Annotated in this window: 16 protein-coding genes and 1 tRNA gene; 6 read left to right on the forward strand and 11 right to left on the reverse strand. The window is 38.6% G+C overall.

The annotated features are described in order from the left end of the window. Nucleotides 1–129: 129 nt before the first annotated feature. Together ACLJX0_RS15025 and ACLJX0_RS15030 are read right to left on the reverse strand one after the other, a co-directional pair. On the reverse strand, nt 130–870 hold the full coding sequence (locus ACLJX0_RS15025) for an SDR family NAD(P)-dependent oxidoreductase (protein ID WP_410881616.1): 741 nt from the start codon (nt 868–870) through the stop codon (nt 130–132). A 159-nt stretch (nt 871–1,029) separates the two neighbouring features. Beyond that, nucleotides 1,030–2,631: a fumarate hydratase gene (locus ACLJX0_RS15030; protein ID WP_410881618.1), complete on the reverse strand. Its 1,602-nt coding sequence runs from the start codon at nt 2,629–2,631 to the stop codon at nt 1,030–1,032. Between the two features lie 215 nt (nt 2,632–2,846). Here ACLJX0_RS15030 and ACLJX0_RS15035 point away from each other — a divergent pair, with 215 nt between their 5' ends. Next, nucleotides 2,847–3,695 carry an alpha/beta hydrolase gene (locus tag ACLJX0_RS15035; RefSeq protein ID WP_410881620.1) on the forward strand — a complete coding sequence of 283 codons (849 nt, stop codon included), beginning with the start codon at nt 2,847–2,849 and terminating at the stop codon, nt 3,693–3,695. Nucleotides 3,696–3,790: 95 nt separating this feature from the next. On the opposite strand, the gene ACLJX0_RS15040 is transcribed toward ACLJX0_RS15035, so the two are convergent. The 8 genes from ACLJX0_RS15040 to hemA all read right to left on the reverse strand — a co-directional run bounded on the left by ACLJX0_RS15040 (nt 3,791) and on the right by hemA (nt 10,705). After that, entirely contained in the window at nt 3,791–4,204 is a 414-nt protein-coding gene (locus ACLJX0_RS15040) for a c-type cytochrome (protein WP_410881622.1), read from the reverse strand. 168 nt (nt 4,205–4,372) lie between these two features. Continuing rightward, nucleotides 4,373–5,365, reverse strand: a complete 993-nt coding sequence (gene hemB / locus ACLJX0_RS15045; RefSeq protein ID WP_410881624.1) for a porphobilinogen synthase — start codon at nt 5,363–5,365, stop codon at nt 4,373–4,375. Between the two features lie 31 nt (nt 5,366–5,396). Then, complete coding sequence (gene hemF, locus ACLJX0_RS15050) at nt 5,397–6,332, reverse strand: oxygen-dependent coproporphyrinogen oxidase (RefSeq protein ID WP_410881626.1); 936 nt, start codon at nt 6,330–6,332, stop codon at nt 5,397–5,399. Between the two features lie 36 nt (nt 6,333–6,368). Then, nucleotides 6,369–6,728 carry a hypothetical protein gene (locus ACLJX0_RS15055; RefSeq protein WP_410881628.1) on the reverse strand — a complete coding sequence of 120 codons (360 nt, stop codon included), beginning with the start codon at nt 6,726–6,728 and terminating at the stop codon, nt 6,369–6,371. A 67-nt stretch (nt 6,729–6,795) separates the two neighbouring features. Continuing rightward, nucleotides 6,796–7,824, reverse strand: a complete 1,029-nt coding sequence (hemE, locus tag ACLJX0_RS15060) for a uroporphyrinogen decarboxylase (RefSeq protein WP_410881629.1) — start codon at nt 7,822–7,824, stop codon at nt 6,796–6,798. A gap of 36 nt (nt 7,825–7,860) precedes the next feature. Beyond that, complete coding sequence (locus ACLJX0_RS15065; protein ID WP_410881631.1) at nt 7,861–8,517, reverse strand: uroporphyrinogen-III synthase; 657 nt, start codon at nt 8,515–8,517, stop codon at nt 7,861–7,863. 3 nt (nt 8,518–8,520) lie between these two features. Continuing rightward, a complete protein-coding gene (gene hemC, locus ACLJX0_RS15070; protein WP_410881633.1) occupies nt 8,521–9,453 on the reverse strand; it encodes a hydroxymethylbilane synthase in 933 nt (310 codons plus the stop codon). Beyond that, entirely contained in the window at nt 9,446–10,705 is a 1,260-nt protein-coding gene (gene hemA / locus ACLJX0_RS15075) for a glutamyl-tRNA reductase (protein ID WP_410881635.1), read from the reverse strand. The genes hemC and hemA overlap by 8 nt, the downstream gene beginning before the upstream one ends. Nucleotides 10,706–10,932: 227 nt before the next feature. On the opposite strand from hemA, the gene ACLJX0_RS15080 reads away from it, so the two are divergent. The 5 genes from ACLJX0_RS15080 to ACLJX0_RS15100 are packed head-to-tail and all read left to right on the forward strand — an operon-like array spanning nt 10,933 to nt 15,641. After that, nucleotides 10,933–11,808: a helix-turn-helix transcriptional regulator gene (locus ACLJX0_RS15080; RefSeq protein WP_410881637.1), complete on the forward strand. Its 876-nt coding sequence runs from the start codon at nt 10,933–10,935 to the stop codon at nt 11,806–11,808. Next, the gene (gene hemH, locus ACLJX0_RS15085) at nt 11,808–12,827 is read left to right on the forward strand and encodes a ferrochelatase (RefSeq protein ID WP_410881639.1); all 1,020 of its coding nucleotides are present in this window, start codon (nt 11,808–11,810) and stop codon (nt 12,825–12,827) included. Before ACLJX0_RS15080 ends, hemH begins: the two co-directional genes overlap by 1 nt. A 9-nt stretch (nt 12,828–12,836) precedes the next feature. Continuing rightward, complete coding sequence (locus ACLJX0_RS15090; protein ID WP_410881641.1) at nt 12,837–13,382, forward strand: CopD family protein; 546 nt, start codon at nt 12,837–12,839, stop codon at nt 13,380–13,382. Then, nucleotides 13,379–14,848, forward strand: a complete 1,470-nt coding sequence (locus tag ACLJX0_RS15095) for a sensor histidine kinase (protein ID WP_410881643.1) — start codon at nt 13,379–13,381, stop codon at nt 14,846–14,848. The genes ACLJX0_RS15090 and ACLJX0_RS15095 overlap by 4 nt, the downstream gene beginning before the upstream one ends. 13 nt (nt 14,849–14,861) lie before the next feature. Continuing rightward, nucleotides 14,862–15,641 carry an enoyl-CoA hydratase/isomerase family protein gene (locus ACLJX0_RS15100; protein WP_410881645.1) on the forward strand — a complete coding sequence of 260 codons (780 nt, stop codon included), beginning with the start codon at nt 14,862–14,864 and terminating at the stop codon, nt 15,639–15,641. A gap of 86 nt (nt 15,642–15,727) precedes the next feature. On the opposite strand, the gene ACLJX0_RS15105 is transcribed toward ACLJX0_RS15100, so the two are convergent. Continuing rightward, a tRNA-Gln gene (locus ACLJX0_RS15105) sits at nt 15,728–15,798 on the reverse strand. Between the last annotated feature and the right edge of the window lie 402 nt (nt 15,799–16,200).

The following is a 16,200-nucleotide window of genomic DNA, read 5'->3' on the forward strand; positions in this document are numbered from 1 at the left end:
TTAGTTAACAAAAATTTGGGTTGGGTGGGGGTTGGTGAGAGTTGGTGAGGGTTAGGTGAGGATTGGGTGAGTGAGTTGAGATAATCTAAAAAAGGCTATCTCTCTTGAGACAGCCTTTTGCTTTATTATTTATTTTGCGAGGTACCCTCCTTCAATAGGATAGTAACCACCCGTTGCGAAGGAAGCTTTATCGGAAGCTAACCAAGCAATAATTTCGGCTACTTCTTCCGATGTTCCTAAGCGCTGCATCGCATGTTGTGATTCTAAAAAATGTTTCACCTGGGGATCCATACTCGATAAGAGCGGGGTTTCAATAAATCCAGGCCCTACAGCATTGATGCGGATATTTTGTGTACCATAATCCCAAGCGGCTGTTTTTGTTAATCCGACTACGCCGTGTTTTGCTGCCACATAAGCAGGAGATCCTGCAAAACCAACTTGTCCTAAAATAGATGCAACGTTGATAATACTTCCTCCTCCCTTGTTCAACATAGCTGGAATTTGATAACGCATCCCATAAAAGACTCCATCAAGGTTAATGGAAATTACTTTTTGCCATTCTTCAATTGCGTATTCTCCCGTTGGTGCACTAGCTCCTCCAATACCTGCATTATTCACTGCAATATCCAAACGTCCAAATTTCTCCAGCGTTTCTTTGACAAGTGCTTCATTATCTGTAGGAGAAGCGGCATTGGATTTGACAAAATGAGTTTGAGCACCCAAGTTTTTTGCTAATTGCAAACCTAAATCTACGTTCAAGTCTGCAATAACTACTTTAGCTCCTTCTTTAACGAAGAGTTCCACTACTGCTTTTCCAATTCCTGAAGCCCCTCCTGTAACGATGGCTACTTTATCTGCTAACAATTTCATACTTTACTTTTTTAATTTCCATTAAATTACGAATTAAAAAAGGTAAAAGTAGTTTCCTATACTTTTATTAACAGAGATTTAAAACAAGAAAAACTGCCTTACCGGAGTAAGACAGCTTTTCCATCGTATTGAGTTCTTGTCTATTTTACAAATTTTGGTTTACAAATTTTGGAAGAAATCGTTTCCTTTATCGTCTGTGATAATAAAGGCAGGGAAATCTTTTACCACGATTTTGCGCACCGCTTCCATTCCCAATTCTGGGAAATCTACGACCTCCACGCTCAAGATATTTTCTTTAGCAAGGATAGCAGCTGGTCCACCGATAGATCCTAAATAGAATCCTCCGTGTTTTTTACATGCATCCGTTACTGCTTGAGAACGGTTTCCTTTGGCTAACATAATCATACTTCCGCCTACGGCTTGGAACGGATCGACATAAGGATCCATACGTCCTGCTGTCGTTGGTCCAAAACTTCCTGAAGGCATTCCCTCAGGTGTTTTCGCTGGTCCTGCATAGTAGATGGGGTGATTTTTGAAGTATTCTGGCATTTCTTGACCCTTGTCTAACATCTCCTGAATCTTCGCATGTGCAATATCACGAGCAACGATTACTGTTCCGTTTAACATCACACGTGTTTTGATTGGGTGTTTGGTCAATTCCGCCAATTGTTCTTTCATTGGTTTATCCAAGTCAATAATCACAGGCTCTTCTAAATGAGGGGCAACTGCAGGGAGTAATCGCGCTGGATTTTCCTCTAATTGTTCGATGAATAATCCTTCTGCCGTAATTTTAGCTTTGATGTTACGGTCAGCCGAACACGATACCCCTAATCCTACTGGACAAGAAGCGGCGTGACGCGGTAAACGGATAACGCGAACATCATGGGTGAAGTATTTTCCACCGAATTGTGCTCCAATATGTGATTCTTGACAGATTAACTGTAATTTTTTCTCCCACTCTAAATCGCGGAACGCTTGACCGCCCATATTTCCAGAAGTCGGTAGATTATCATAGTATCCTGCGGATGCTTTTTTCACTGCGGCAAGATTGGCCTCAGCAGAGGTACCACCAATCACTAAAGCTAAATGATACGGAGGACAAGCAGCAGTACCCAAATCCATGATTTTATCTTTGATAAACTCAGTTAAATTCTTATCGTTCAATAGGGATTTTGTCTTTTGGTACAAGAAAGTTTTGTTTGCAGAACCACCTCCTTTTGCCAAAAACAAAAATTCATATTTCTGCCCTTGTGTGGCGTAAATATCAATTTGAGCAGGTAAGTTTGATCCTGAGTTTTTCTCTTCAAACATACTGATTGGAACGATTTGAGAATATCTCAAATTTTTCTTTTGATAGGTATTGAAAATTCCTTTGGACAAGCTTTCAGCATCATTAGATCCTGTATAAACATCTTCTCCTTTTTTAGCTACAACGATTGCCGTACCGGTATCCTGACAAGAAGGCAACTGTCCTTCTACTGCCACAACTGCATTTTGCAATAAGTTATACGCTACAAATCGATCGTTATCGGTTGCTTCTGGATCATCTAAAATTGCTTTTAAACTTTCTAAGTGAGCTGTTCTCAACATAAAGGAAACATCAGTCATCGCCGCTTCAGACAAAACCTCTAAAGCCTTCGGATCTACAACTAAGATTTCGCGATTCCCTAATTTCTCTATTTTTACAAAATCAGCAGAAATTTTTTTATACTTCGTATCGTCCTTTTGAATTGGATACGGATCTTGATAGATAAAGTCCATGGAATTATTCGTTTATTTTTGTTTGATAAAATTACGAAATATACCAATGGAAAAATCGTAGAACGTTTCTAAATAACCCGTCTTTACTGGGCTTCCCTATACGTATGGAATGCAGCCACTTCCATACTAAGTCTTATAAAAAATCATCTCCTAAAGGGGCATATTGTTCGATGCCCCCTACACTTTATTATCTTTGGTTTCTTAATTAAAAACATATGACTTTTATAAACAAAGCACTGTCAGTTGCTTTTTGTTTGGTTGCTTTTGTAGCCTTTGGACAAAAAGAAACACAACCTATACCCCTTGGTGAATCCATCACCTTGGAATCTACAATCTTAAACGAAACGAGAAAGATTAACGTCTACCTCCCTCCTTATTATCAACCCAATGATACGGTTAAATATCCTGTTGTGTACATTTTAGACGGGGGCGTTGAGGAAGATTTTATTCACTTAGCGGGTGTTTTTCGCGTCAATTCACAACCCTGGATCGATCGCTTTCCAGAAGCTATTGTTGTGGGAATTGAAAACGTTAACCGCAGAAGGGATTTTACGTTTGCTGTACCCAACATTGATTTTTTGGATCAACTAAAATACAGCAAGGATTTTTTTCCTCAATACGGAGGTGCTGAACCTTATGCGGCTTTCTTAGAAGGTGAATTGATTCCTTATATTGATCAATACTATAACACCACGAGTGAGCGCACGGTTGTTGGTGAATCTTTAGCGGGATTGATGTCTTCCTACCTCTTAATCAAACACCCGCTTGTATTCACGAATTATGTAATCGTAAGTCCGAGTTTTTGGTGGGGGGAAGAAAAATTATTGGATGAAACTACAATGTGCTTGTTGAACAAGATAAAGCATCCCGTAAACGTGTACGTGGGTCTTCCAAGCAAAGAAGAAGATGAGATGATGTATGAAGTAGGCACGCGTTTTTATTCGTTTCTTCAACAAAATCCAATGATTCATTCCACCTTTGATTATATGCCAGAGGAAGTGCACGCAACGGTACTACACCAGGCAGTCCATAATGCGATAAAAAAAGGATTTCACAAAAAATAAATCGCGAAACAGTACCCATTAAAAAAAGCTTGAGTGACGAATCTTCGCTCAAGCTTTTTTATTTAAAAGATGACAATAACGGTAAAAAAGGATTTTTACATACTTCTCATGTAGGCTTCCAAAGCCTCTAACTCGATATCACTTAATTTCTTGGTGATCTCTAGGTTAGCCTGCATAATGATAAACTGGGCAGGATCGACGATGGCTTCTTCTTGTCCTTTCAAGAACGAGATTAAACTCACATCGTGTTTATCGTATATTTCAATAATTTCTTTTACACTGGGGCCGATTACTTTTTTATCAGCCATGTGACAGGATGCACAAGTTCCTTTTCCTTCGAAAATTTGCTTTCCTAAGGCGATTTTCTCCGCTTGTGTCATTTCGGTTGCTCCACCTCGTTCGGATTCATATACAGGCGCTGGCTGTTGTTGTTTTTCTTCTTTTTTACCACAGGACACCAAAAGAACTGCAGCAAAAAAAGGTATTGCTTTTACTAGATAGTTACGCATAGTGTTGTTTGCTTTTTTTGTTGTATCAAATGTACAAAAACAATTTTGGTTGCCTCTTTCACAAATCACGCCAATTCATGTAAAAAAACGACATACTCGACGATCTTTTTTGTTTCAAATACCAATCTATAACAAAAAAAAGCCCAGAATACTCTGGACTTTTTTATTTTATTTATTCAGCAAGATGGCTGCTTCTTTTGCAAAATAAGTGGAGATGATACTCGCTCCTGCACGTTTGATACACGTTAGTTGTTCCATCATCACTAAATCGTGATCCAACCAACCTCTTTCTGCGGCTGCTTTGACCATAGCATACTCTCCTGACACATGATAAACAGAAACAGGTACGTTTACTACATCTTTTACTTCGCGTACAATATCCAAATAAGCGATTCCGGGTTTTACCATGACGATATCTGCTCCTTCTTCTACATCATACAAAGCCTCTTTAATAGCTTCTAAACGGTTAGCGTAATCCATTTGATAGGTTTTCTTATCTTTTGGAATTTCCATATCTGCACGAGGTGCACTGTCTAAAGCATCGCGGAAAGGACCATAAAAAGCGGAAGCATACTTAGCAGAATAGCTCATAATGCCAACATCTGTATATCCTGCTTGATCTAAGGCCTCACGCATACGCAATACGCGTCCATCCATCATATCACTTGGTGCCACAAAATCAGCCCCAGCCTCTGCATGAGAAACACTCATACGCGTCAAAGCATCAACCGTGGCATCATTGATAACTTTCCCATTTTCAATAATTCCATCATGCCCATAAATCGAATAGGGATCTAACGCTACGTCAGGCATGACAATCATCCCTGGGCACGCATCTTTTATCGCTTTTATTGCTGTTTGCATCAATCCATTGGCATTCCATGCTTCGGTTCCTGCATTGTCTTTTAAATGATCACTCACCTTGACGTAGATATTCACTGCGCGAATACCCAAAGCGTATAGTTCTTTTACCTCTTTTACGGTTAAATCCACAGATCGTCTATAAATCCCTGGCATCGATAAAATAGGTTCTTCTACATTCGTCCCCTCTGCAATAAACATGGGAAACATAAAATCTTGTGGGGTCACCATCGTCTCTCTTACTAGACTACGAATAGACTCACTTGTTCTTAATCTTCTACCTCTTTGTAATGGAAACATATTATTTGGTTTACGGTTTACGGTGTACAGTTTACAGTGTACAGTTTACAGTGTAATACTCAACTGTTATCCAATCTATCGGATTAGCTAATACGTCTAACAATTTTGCTTCTTCGCTTCCTTCTGTTGGTTGATGGTCATAGACCCATTGCACATGTGGAGGTAAACTCATCAAGATGGATTCGATACGCCCGTTGGTTTTTAATCCAAACAAAGTTCCTTTATCGTGAACCAAGTTAAACTCAACATAACGCCCACGTCGGATTTCTTGCCACGTACGTTGTTCATCTGTATAAGATAATGTTTTGCGCTTTTCGACAATAGGGACATACGCTTCTAAAAAGCTATTCCCTACGGTAGTAACGAAATCATACCATTGTTGTGCGGTCTTTTCAACTGTTTCTTCCAGTCGATCGAAGAATAGACCTCCGATTCCACGGGCTTCATTGCGGTGTGCATTCCAGAAATACTCATCACATTGTTTTTTATACAGCGGATAAAAAGTAGCGTCATGTTGGTCGCAAGCTGTTTTACACACCTGGTGAAAATGAATGGCATCTTCTTTAAATAAATAATAAGGCGTCAAATCTTGTCCTCCACCAAACCAAGAACGCACGACATTTCCTTGTTTGTCGTACATTTCAAAATAGCGCCAATTCGCATGAACAGTTGGCACCATCGGACTTTTAGGATGGAGGACTAAACTCAACCCACAGGCATAAAAATCAACATCCCCTACGTTAAAATACTTTTGCATCGCTGCGGGCAATGCTCCGTGTACGGCAGAGATATTCACGCCTCCTTTTTCAAAAACACGTCCGTTTTCAATCACACGTGTTCTTCCTCCTCCACCTCCGGGACGTTCCCAAAGATCTTGTTGGAATTTAGCCTCTCCATCTACTTCTTCTAATCGCGTGGTGATTTGATTTTGGAGTTGTTGTATATAGTGATAAAATTTTTCTTTCATATTCTGTGTAAGCCCAAAAGACTTATTTACTTCCAATTAGAGTTGGCCTATTTTAGCCATGATTTCAAAGGAAAAAGCTTTGCTTTCCTGTTGAATGAAGGTGTATAAACTTTTGGCTTTGGCTTTGAATTGCTGTTCTTCTTTGGACCAGTTCATCAATACATCGGCAAATTGTTCCATGCGATCCCATCCAAAATTAAATTGCAGCAATTGTTGATTTAAGTCTGTGGACTCCATTTCTAGTAAAATCGCATAGGTCAATCCTATTTTTGCTAATGCTACGTCAATTTCTTCTTTTACCTTTAAATCATCGGGAACAAATCCAATCGATGAAAGTTTTACGACAATCGATTCGATACGTCTGTCTTCTTCGCTTTTAACTCCTTTGTTTAACATAGATCATTCGATAAAGAAGCAAAAAAGGTTTCGACAGTTTCGTCAACCCTTTTTTGCGTGATTTCTTCTATTTTTGTTCGTATTCTTTTACTGCTTCAATAAAAGCTTTGGCGTGATCTACTGGGATATGTGGTAAAATACCATGTCCTAAGTTCACGATATACTTATCTTTTCCGAAAGCATCAATCATTTCATGTACCATTTTTTTGATGGTTGGAATGGGCGACATCAATCGACTTGGATCAAAGTTTCCTTGTAAAGTAATTTCTCCTCCTGTAAATAAACGCGCATTTTTAGGGCTACATGTCCAATCAACTCCTAAAGCAGATGCTTTAGACTGTGCCATTTCAGGCAAAGCAAACCAACAACCTTTACCAAATACGATAACAGGTGTAATTTCGGCTAAGGCTTCCACGATTTGGTTGATGTATTTCCACGAAAATTCTTGATAATCTACTGGAGATAGCATTCCTCCCCAAGAATCAAAAATCTGCACGGCATTTACCCGTGCTTTCACTTTTTCTTTTAGGTATAGAATGGTTGTATCTGTAATTTTTTGCAATAGGGTATGTGCAGCCACTGGATCAGAAAAACAGAATCCTTTCGCTAAATCAAAGCTCTTTGATCCTTTTCCTTCCACAGCATAACAAAAGATGGTCCATGGTGAACCTGCGAAACCAATCAAAGGTACCTCATCGTTCAACATTTCTTTAGTTACTTTGATAGCATCCATTACATAACCCAAGGTTTCTTCGATGTTTGGAACGATTACTTGTTCAACATCTTTCGCAGAACGAATTGGATTCGGTACCCAAGGCCCTACTCCTGGTCTCATTTCCACATCGATATTCATGGCTTGTGGCACAACTAAAATATCAGAAAATAGAATAGCGGCATCTGGTTTTACAATACGAATCGGTTGTACGGTAATTTCAGCTGCGATTTCTGGCATTCTACAACGGGTAAAAAAATCGTATTTATCTCGTAAAGCGCGGAATTCGGGTAGGTATCTCCCTGCTTGACGCATCATCCAAACCGGTGGTCTTTCCACTGTTTCTCCTTTTAAAGCTCTTAAGAATAAATCATTTTTTATCATTTCTAAACCATTTAATTACGTCAATTTTAGCTGACACTATTTATAATATGCGAAGCAAGCCGCTAGAGTAGCTTCGATAGTCGGTTGACTCGCTACGACGATTTGCGTTGTAATTCCTTTTAATGCATCTGCAGTTGTATCACCAATACAAAAGCAGACTTCGGTTGTGATGGCGTTGTTTTCAAGAAAACTCTCAATCGCCGATGGGCTGTAAAAACAGATTCCATCTAATTTTTGTTGCATTTGATGCGGGTATTTTACGGTTTGATAGACCACATACTCATCAAATGGAATCTGGTGTTGTTTAAAAAATGTCGGCAAGACCTCTCTGCGAATATTACCGCAGAAAAAAGAAAAACTTTGGGAGGCGAATTGCTGTTGAATTACGTTCGTTAATTCTTTCGCATAATGCGTCCAAGCAAGCACCGTCCATCCATTTTTCGCTAAGAGTTCTTTGGTTTTAATTCCCACACAAATAGCAGGAACTCCCTTTAATACGGCACTAGCGGGATTATTCAACACACTTCTAACTGCATTTTGACTCGTAAACAACAGTATTTCTCGTGGTTGATCAACTGAAAAAACACAAGGTTGTATCCCAATAAAATCCTCTTCTACCCAATCAATTGCTGACTCATTGATTTGTAGGTGATGGAGTTGACTTACTTTTCTCGTTGATAAAACCGCAGGCATGTGTTATCGTTTTAATTCTTGACGCAATTGCTCCATCAAGGCTTGTCCTCCTTTTGCCAACAGTTCTTGTGCGGCAAAGAAGCCCAATTTTTTCCATTCTTGAATCGGCACTGTCTTGTTGATTTCAAATTTTTCTTTTCCATCCAAAGACAATAGAACGCCTGTAAAATCAATCGTATCCTCTTTTTGGTTATAGGTCGCAATAGCACCAATAGGCGCCGTACACCCACCTTCTAAGGTGCGCAAGAATTGACGTTCAATATGCGTAGTCATTTCTGCTTCATAATCATTTAGCTGCGCTAATGCATCTAAAGCGAAAGAATCATCAGCCATAGCAACCACCACCATGGCGCCTTGTGCTGGCGCTGGAATCATCCAATCTAAATTGATAAATCCTTTGGGTTTCTTTTTGATACGATCCAATCCTGCAGAAGCAAAAATCGCCCCTTTCCAGTCCGCATTATCCGTTAATTTCTGCATTCTCGTATTGACATTTCCTCTTAGATCCACCAAGGTATGTTTGGGAAAGCGATTCAGCCATTGGGCTTTTCTTCTCAAACTTCCCGTTGCCACAACCGCTTCCGCTTCTGGATCTAAAAAGGCCGTATCTCCTTTGTGTAGTAAAATATCCACTGTATTCGCTCTTTGCAATACAGCTGCTTGTACAATACCTTGCGGTAAAGCCGTTGGTACATCTTTCATGGAATGTACGGCAATGTCTACTTTTTTGTTAATCATCGCCACATCCAAGGTTTTGGTAAAAATACCCGTAATCCCCATTTCATATAAAGGCTTATCTAAAACTAAATCGCCTTCTGATTTTACCGGAACTAATTGCGTTTTATACCCTAAAGCCTGTAATGCCTTTTCCACTGTTGTCGCTTGCCACATCGCAAGCTCGCTATCGCGTGTACCGATACGAATAACTCTATCCATTTTGTCTTGAATCTAATTGAAAAACTTTTTCTATCCACTCAATACTCTCATCTACAACCGTTTCCTCATGTCGAAGGTGATTCGCAAAGTGAGTGGTGATTTTCTGAATAATACGCATGGTGATTACTTCAGCTTGATCACTATCAAAGTTCTCATATTTTTTTCGATGGTAGTCAATTTCTCCATCTTTTATTTGTTCTAATCGCGTTTTCAGAGCGTGAATGGTCGGGGCGAATTTTCGCATTTTTGTCCAAGCGACAAACTCTGACATCACCTCATCGATAATTTCTTCTGCTTGTGGGATAAATTCCTTTCTTCTCTCAATGGTTTTATCCGTCATTTTTGACAAATCATCCATGTGAATCAATTCTACCATGGGATGATTAGCCACCACAGGATCCACGTTTTTAGGGATGGATAAGTCGAGAATGGTTAAGGGTTTATCTAACTGTAAAGTAGATAAATCAACCGTAGGTTGTTGCGCTCCGGTAGCTACAACTAATACATCTGTTTTACTAATCTCCTGTTGTAAATCATCGAAATCTTTGACAATCAAATTAAACTTTCCCGCTACCTCTAGAGCACGTTCTTTGGTTCTATTGATTAAGACAATATGGTCATTGTGGGTGTGTTTAACCAGGTTTTCACAAGTATTACGTCCGATTTTTCCCGTTCCAAACAGCAAGATGTTCTTATCTGAAATAGCAGTCACCTGATCCATAATATACTGTACAGCAGCAAAAGACACAGAAGTAGCCCCTGAGCTCAGTTCTGTTTCATTTTTAATGCGTTTACTCGCTTGAATCACCGCATTAACTAAACGCTCGAAATAGTTGGTCGTTAATCCTTGTTCTTTGGCTAAGACAAAACCATTGCGTATTTGACTTATAATTTCAAAATCCCCTAAGATTTGACTATCCAAGCCAGTACCTACGCGAAATAAGTGACGAATCGCCTCGTTGTTCTTACAAACATACGCTACTTGTCGAAAATCGTCAACCGTACCATTACTATTGTCACACAATAGCTTGATGAGTTCAAAAGGATGTTGAGCAAAACCGTAAATCTCTGTTCGGTTACATGTAGAGATTACTATTAAGCTTTCAATCCCTTCTTCTTTCGCTTGACATAATAGATTTTCTTTGGCCGTCTCACTCAAACTAAACTTTCCTCTCATTTCGGCATCTGCTTTTTTATAGCTTAACCCCACTGCATAAAAAGTAGTTGATTTGACCTTATCTATTTTTTCCATACCTATTTCAATTTCAAAAGTAAGCAAATTTAACGCTAATGATTCGATAAAAGTAACGCTAGAAGGACTATTAATAACGCTCAAAGAAAAAGAAAAACATTTCGCAATATTTCATTATAATACAGTACATTTGCAGGAATAGCAAGGGTTACAAAAGACTTTATATAGAATCATTCTAAATAAAAAATACAACATTATGTTTCCTTGCGTTTCAAAAAAATAACGCTATGAGTCCCATAGAAGAAATTAGTATTGACCCTGAATTTTCGGTCTATAAAATAGATAATAGCAGTCCGCATCCCTACAGTTTCCACAAGGAGATTGGCACGGATATTATTCAATTTTACTTCTGTCTAAAAGGAAGTGGACAGTTTATTTATAATCACGGTGCCTATACACTGGATTTACCAGAAGAGAAATCGCTCTTGCTCTACAATCCGCAAAAACAGCTCCCTGTACATTTAGAGGTAAAGAGTCAGGCTGCGATTATTTGCTTGATGATTTCCATTAAGAAATTTCACTCCTTATTTTCATCTGAAGCGGAATTCATTGGTTTTTTAACCGAAGAAAACAAGGAAAAGAAATACTATACGGAAGAAAAAATCACACCGGCCATAGCAATTGTCTTAACACAAATGCTCAATGCGTCCATGCACCCTTCTGTAAAAAACTTATTTTACAAAGGCAAGACCTATGAGCTACTCAGTTTAGTTTTCAACTACAATGAGGAACAAAATATCGACAATTGTCCTTTTTTATCGGATGAGGAAGATGTATTAAAGATTAAACAAGCTAAGGATATCATCATTCAACAAATGACAGAACCGCCCACGCTACAAGAGTTGGCTGACCTCATTGGTTTAAATATTAAGAAGTTAAAAATTGGGTTCAAACAAATATATGGAGATTCCGTTTTCAGTTTCTTATTCGATTACAAGATGGAATATGCGAGAAAACTACTTGATGAAGGGAATTACAATGTGAATGAAGTAGGTTTAAAGATTGGTTATAGTTCGGCTAGTCATTTCATCTCTGCTTTTAAAAAGAAATACGGCATTACGCCTAAAAAATATTTAATGTCAATTAATTCAAACAATCAATAATGAAAGGGATACTACTTGTAAATTTAGGTTCGCCAAAATCTCCAACGCCCGAGGATGTAAAACCATATTTGGATGAATTTTTGATGGACAAAAGAGTCATCGATATGCCCTATTTACTGAGAGCTTTCTTAGTAAAGGGGATTATTCTCAACACAAGACCAAAGAAATCGGCGGCAGCCTATCAAAAAGTATGGTGGCCTGAAGGATCGCCATTAATTGTGATTTCTCAACGTCAGCAAAAAAAGCTACAACAAAAGATTGACCTACCCATAGCACTAGCGATGCGTTATGGAGAGCCGTCAATCAAAACGGGGCTACAGGAATTAAAGAACCAAGGAGTAACGGATGTTTTTATGATTCCGCTTTACCCTCAATTCGCCATGGCTACCACAGAAACTATTGATGTTTTAGCAGAACAATTGCGTAAAAAGCACTTTCCTGAATTAAGCATCACCAGTATGCCTGCCTTTTACAACAAACAAGAATATGTAGATGCCCTAGCCGCCTCCATTCAATCGCATCTAGATCAAAACGAATGGGATCATTTACTTTTCTCTTATCACGGTGTACCTGAGCGTCATATTTACAAGTCAGACACCACCAAATCGCACTGTAAAATTGACGGTTCTTGTTGTAACACACCTTCTGTTGCACATCAACATTGTTACAGACATCAGTGTTTAGAAACAACACGTCAAGTAGTCGAAAAACTCAATATTCCAGCAGACAAATACACCAATACCTTTCAGTCTCGCTTAGGTCCAGATAAATGGTTACAACCTCCTACAGACAAAACGGTAAATCAATTGGCCGAAAGTGGCGTAAAACACTTGGCTGTCGTTACCCCTGCTTTCGTTGCAGACTGTTTAGAGACATTGGAAGAGATTGGAATGGAAGCCCGTGACGAATTCTTACATCACGGCGGAACATCCTTCAAAACTATTCCTTGTCTGAATGACAATGATGCGTTTATAGCTGCTTTAGCTACTTGGATTACCACCTGGCAACAAACTAATTAAAACAATGCTATGGCCTATTTATATTTAAAAGCGCTTCATGTTATCTTTGTTGTCTGTTGGTTTGCAGGTTTATTTTACATTGTTCGCCTCTTTGTCTATTACGTAGAGGCAAATGAAAAACCACAACTGGAGCAGGATATTCTCAAAAAACAGTACCGCATCATGACAAATCGGCTGTGGAACATTATTACTTGGCCCGCAGCCATATTGACGCTGGTTTTTGGGATTTCCCTTTTTATCGTCAATCCCTACTTGCTCCAACAACCTTGGATGCATGTTAAGCTGTTATTTGTCCTCTTCTTGATTGCCTATCATTTGAAGTGCCACCAGTTTGTCCAACAAATTAATCGCAACACCTTAACCAAAACCTCTTCCTTTTTTCGAATTTGGAATGAAGGAGCAACAATTATTTTATTCTCTGTTGTTTTTTTAGTATTTTTAAAAAATGCTTTCAACTGGATATTTGGTGTAGTCGGACTTTTAGGCTTGGCTATTTTACTCATGTTGGGCATTAAGCTGTATAAACAAATTCGCCAACGCAAAGAAAATGAATGAAAGTCAAGTTTTTCTTAAAAAGTTTCTCCCTTAAAAATAGAATTTTCTTCTCGTTAATTTTCCTAAGTATCATTTCCTCCATTTTGATATCGGCGGTTTCCGTCTATCAATTTAAAGAGGAAGCGCGTACCTATCACCAATATCGATTAGAACGAAAAGAAGGCTCAATTACCGAAAATATCAACTACATCTTGACCACTACGCCTTATGAGTTGAACACGGAAAACCTGCCTTTGATATTTAAGGACAAGATACACGAGCTTGCTTCTATTCACAATACTGAATTACACCTCCACGATTTGGAGGGTAAATTACTACTCTCTTCTAAAGGGAGTTTTTCTGTTGATGGTATACAATCGAATATTCCCATTATTATTCTAAAGACCATTAAATCATCGCCCAATAAGCGCTTTGTCGATGTAGAAGAGGTGGACAACACACGTATTCGAACCGCCTACCGCTACCTCAAAGATCAGAAGTTCAAACCCTTGGGTATCATTAAAATCCCCTACCCAGAAGAAACAGAATTTTATGAAAGTGAGGTACGCAACTTCATGCATAAATTCGGACAGGTTTACATCATTATGTTAATCATGTCCATTGCTATTTCCTACTTTTTATCGAACTATATTACCCAGAGTTTAAACAAACTGAGCATCAAAATGACCAGTACCAAATTGGGGCAAAAAAACGAAAAGATTGAGGATATTTCGACCAGTAAAGAGATTTCTAATTTGATTAATGCCTATAACGATATGGTAGAGAAACTCGATGAAACTTACCAGCGTTTGGCGCAGAATGAACGCGAACAAGCGTGGCGTGAAATGGCGAAACAGGTCGCACATGAAATCAAAAACCCGCTTACCCCTATGCGTTTAACGGTTCAGAGTTTTGAGCGTAAATTTGACCCTACTGATCCTGAGATTCAAGCCAAACTCAAAGACTACTCTGCCGTATTAATTGGTCAAATAGACACCATGTCCTCAGTAGCAACCGCTTTCTCTAGTTTTGCCTCTATGCCTGCACAGCAAAATGAAACACTAGACATCATTAAGACGATTCGCATTTCCTTGGATATCTTTACGGAAGATTATATTTATTTTGAGCATGAAGAGGGAGAAATAATCGCCCTAATTGATCAAACACAACTTATCCGTATTATTACTAACTTAGTAAAAAATGCAATTCAGGCCATACCAAGCAGCAATCCTAGTCCGATTGTAGTGGTAAAAGCCTATCAAGATGGCAAAAACATCATTATTTCCGTTACTGATAACGGAGCTGGAGTCGCCATAGCGGATAAGACTAAAATATTTGAACCGAAGTTTACCACCAAAACAAGTGGAATGGGACTTGGCCTGGGGATTATCAAAAATATTGTAGAAAATTATCAAGGAACCATTACCTTTGAAACAGAAGCTGGTAAGGGAACTACTTTTACCGTAACTTTACCACTGACCAAATAAAAATTTGAGAAATATGGAATATGAAAATATTTTAATTGAAACAGATGATCATATATCGGTCATCACCATTAACAGACCCACAAAATTAAATGCCTTAAACAAACCGACAATTGAGGAATTACACCGCGCTTTACTTCAACTAGAGGAAGATAAAGACGTTCGTGTGGTCATTATTACAGGAAGCGGAGAAAAAGCGTTTGTTGCGGGTGCTGATATTAAAGAATTTTCGAGCTTTAACGTGAGCGAGGGTTCTCAATTAGCAGCAAAAGGACAAGAATTATTATTTGATTATGCTCAAAATTATTCTAAACCAATTATTGCTGCCGTTAATGGGTTCGCATTAGGTGGAGGATTAGAACTAGCGATGGCTTGTCACTTTAGAGTAGCTTCTTCCAATGCTAAAATGGGATTACCAGAAGTAACGTTAGGTTTAATTCCTGGTTATGGAGGAACACAACGTTTACCTCAGCTAATAGGCAAAGGACGCGCGATGGAATTAATTATGACAGCTGATATGATTAATGCGACAAAAGCCCTAGAATACGGTCTAGTAAATCATGTAGTGGAACAGGCAGACTTATTGACATTTACCAAGTCTATTGCCCAAAAGATATCGAATAACTCCGCTTCGGCAATTTCCAAAGCGATTAAATCAGTGAATGCCAACTTCAAAGACGGTACAAACGGATATCATGAAGAAATCAAACACTTCGGGGAGTGTTTCAATACCCAAGATTTTACTGAAGGTACTGCAGCTTTCTTAGAAAAAAGAAAACCTAATTTCAAAGCATAAAAAAAAGGTTGGAATCATGATTCCAACCTTTTTCATTTTCACACAAGGTCATAAAAAAAGCTCCTTGAATTTCAAGGAGCTTTTCGTTGGCCTACTAGGACTCGAACCTAGAACGACTGAACCAAAATCAGCTGTGTTACCATTACACCATAGGCCAGTACCACGTTGCTTTTCAAAAGTTAATTACTTCTGTAATGCGGATGCAAAACTAGCATTATTTCTATATATACCAAAGAAAAATCAAAGAATAATACCCCAACCAATTCATCACCTTCTACAATTCATTAATAATCAATCAAAAGCAAGGTAAATTTTAACATTTATTTTTTAGTGAATACTTAGTAGTAAGTGCTGAATTGTAGAAATAAGCGATATTAATTCCATCACTAAAAATCCGACACAGAGAGTCCCTTGCAAACCTCGGATCAGGTGCAAAAGTTGGGGAGGAAGTTGTAAAATAATATCTTTGCATGATGATGGATAGCAAAGAAATACTAAAACTAATCCTACCAGCGTATTTGGTAGAGCATTTCAATATTACAAAAGTTGAAGAATTAAA

It is taken from the genome of Myroides sp. DW712 (genome assembly GCF_046557355.1).
In the GTDB taxonomy this organism is placed as follows: Bacteria; Bacteroidota; Bacteroidia; order Flavobacteriales; family Flavobacteriaceae; genus Flavobacterium.

What these genes read in the sequence shown, in the direction of transcription:
- ACLJX0_RS15025 (WP_410881616.1), bottom strand. Translation starts at nt 870, where the DNA reads ATGAAATTGTTAGCAGATAAAGTAGCCATCGTTACAGGAGGGGCTTCA.
- ACLJX0_RS15030 (WP_410881618.1), bottom strand. Translation starts at nt 2,631, where the DNA reads ATGGACTTTATCTATCAAGATCCGTATCCAATTCAAAAGGACGATACG.
- ACLJX0_RS15035 (WP_410881620.1), top strand. Translation starts at nt 2,847, where the DNA reads ATGACTTTTATAAACAAAGCACTGTCAGTTGCTTTTTGTTTGGTTGCT.
- ACLJX0_RS15040 (WP_410881622.1), bottom strand. Translation starts at nt 4,204, where the DNA reads ATGCGTAACTATCTAGTAAAAGCAATACCTTTTTTTGCTGCAGTTCTT.
- hemB (WP_410881624.1), bottom strand. Translation starts at nt 5,365, where the DNA reads ATGTTTCCATTACAAAGAGGTAGAAGATTAAGAACAAGTGAGTCTATT.
- hemF (WP_410881626.1), bottom strand. Translation starts at nt 6,332, where the DNA reads ATGAAAGAAAAATTTTATCACTATATACAACAACTCCAAAATCAAATC.
- ACLJX0_RS15055 (WP_410881628.1), bottom strand. Translation starts at nt 6,728, where the DNA reads ATGTTAAACAAAGGAGTTAAAAGCGAAGAAGACAGACGTATCGAATCG.
- hemE (WP_410881629.1), bottom strand. Translation starts at nt 7,824, where the DNA reads ATGATAAAAAATGATTTATTCTTAAGAGCTTTAAAAGGAGAAACAGTG.
- ACLJX0_RS15065 (WP_410881631.1), bottom strand. Translation starts at nt 8,517, where the DNA reads ATGCCTGCGGTTTTATCAACGAGAAAAGTAAGTCAACTCCATCACCTA.
- hemC (WP_410881633.1), bottom strand. Translation starts at nt 9,453, where the DNA reads ATGGATAGAGTTATTCGTATCGGTACACGCGATAGCGAGCTTGCGATG.
- hemA (WP_410881635.1), bottom strand. Translation starts at nt 10,705, where the DNA reads ATGGAAAAAATAGATAAGGTCAAATCAACTACTTTTTATGCAGTGGGG.
- ACLJX0_RS15080 (WP_410881637.1), top strand. Translation starts at nt 10,933, where the DNA reads ATGAGTCCCATAGAAGAAATTAGTATTGACCCTGAATTTTCGGTCTAT.
- hemH (WP_410881639.1), top strand. Translation starts at nt 11,808, where the DNA reads ATGAAAGGGATACTACTTGTAAATTTAGGTTCGCCAAAATCTCCAACG.
- ACLJX0_RS15090 (WP_410881641.1), top strand. Translation starts at nt 12,837, where the DNA reads ATGGCCTATTTATATTTAAAAGCGCTTCATGTTATCTTTGTTGTCTGT.
- ACLJX0_RS15095 (WP_410881643.1), top strand. Translation starts at nt 13,379, where the DNA reads ATGAAAGTCAAGTTTTTCTTAAAAAGTTTCTCCCTTAAAAATAGAATT.
- ACLJX0_RS15100 (WP_410881645.1), top strand. Translation starts at nt 14,862, where the DNA reads ATGGAATATGAAAATATTTTAATTGAAACAGATGATCATATATCGGTC.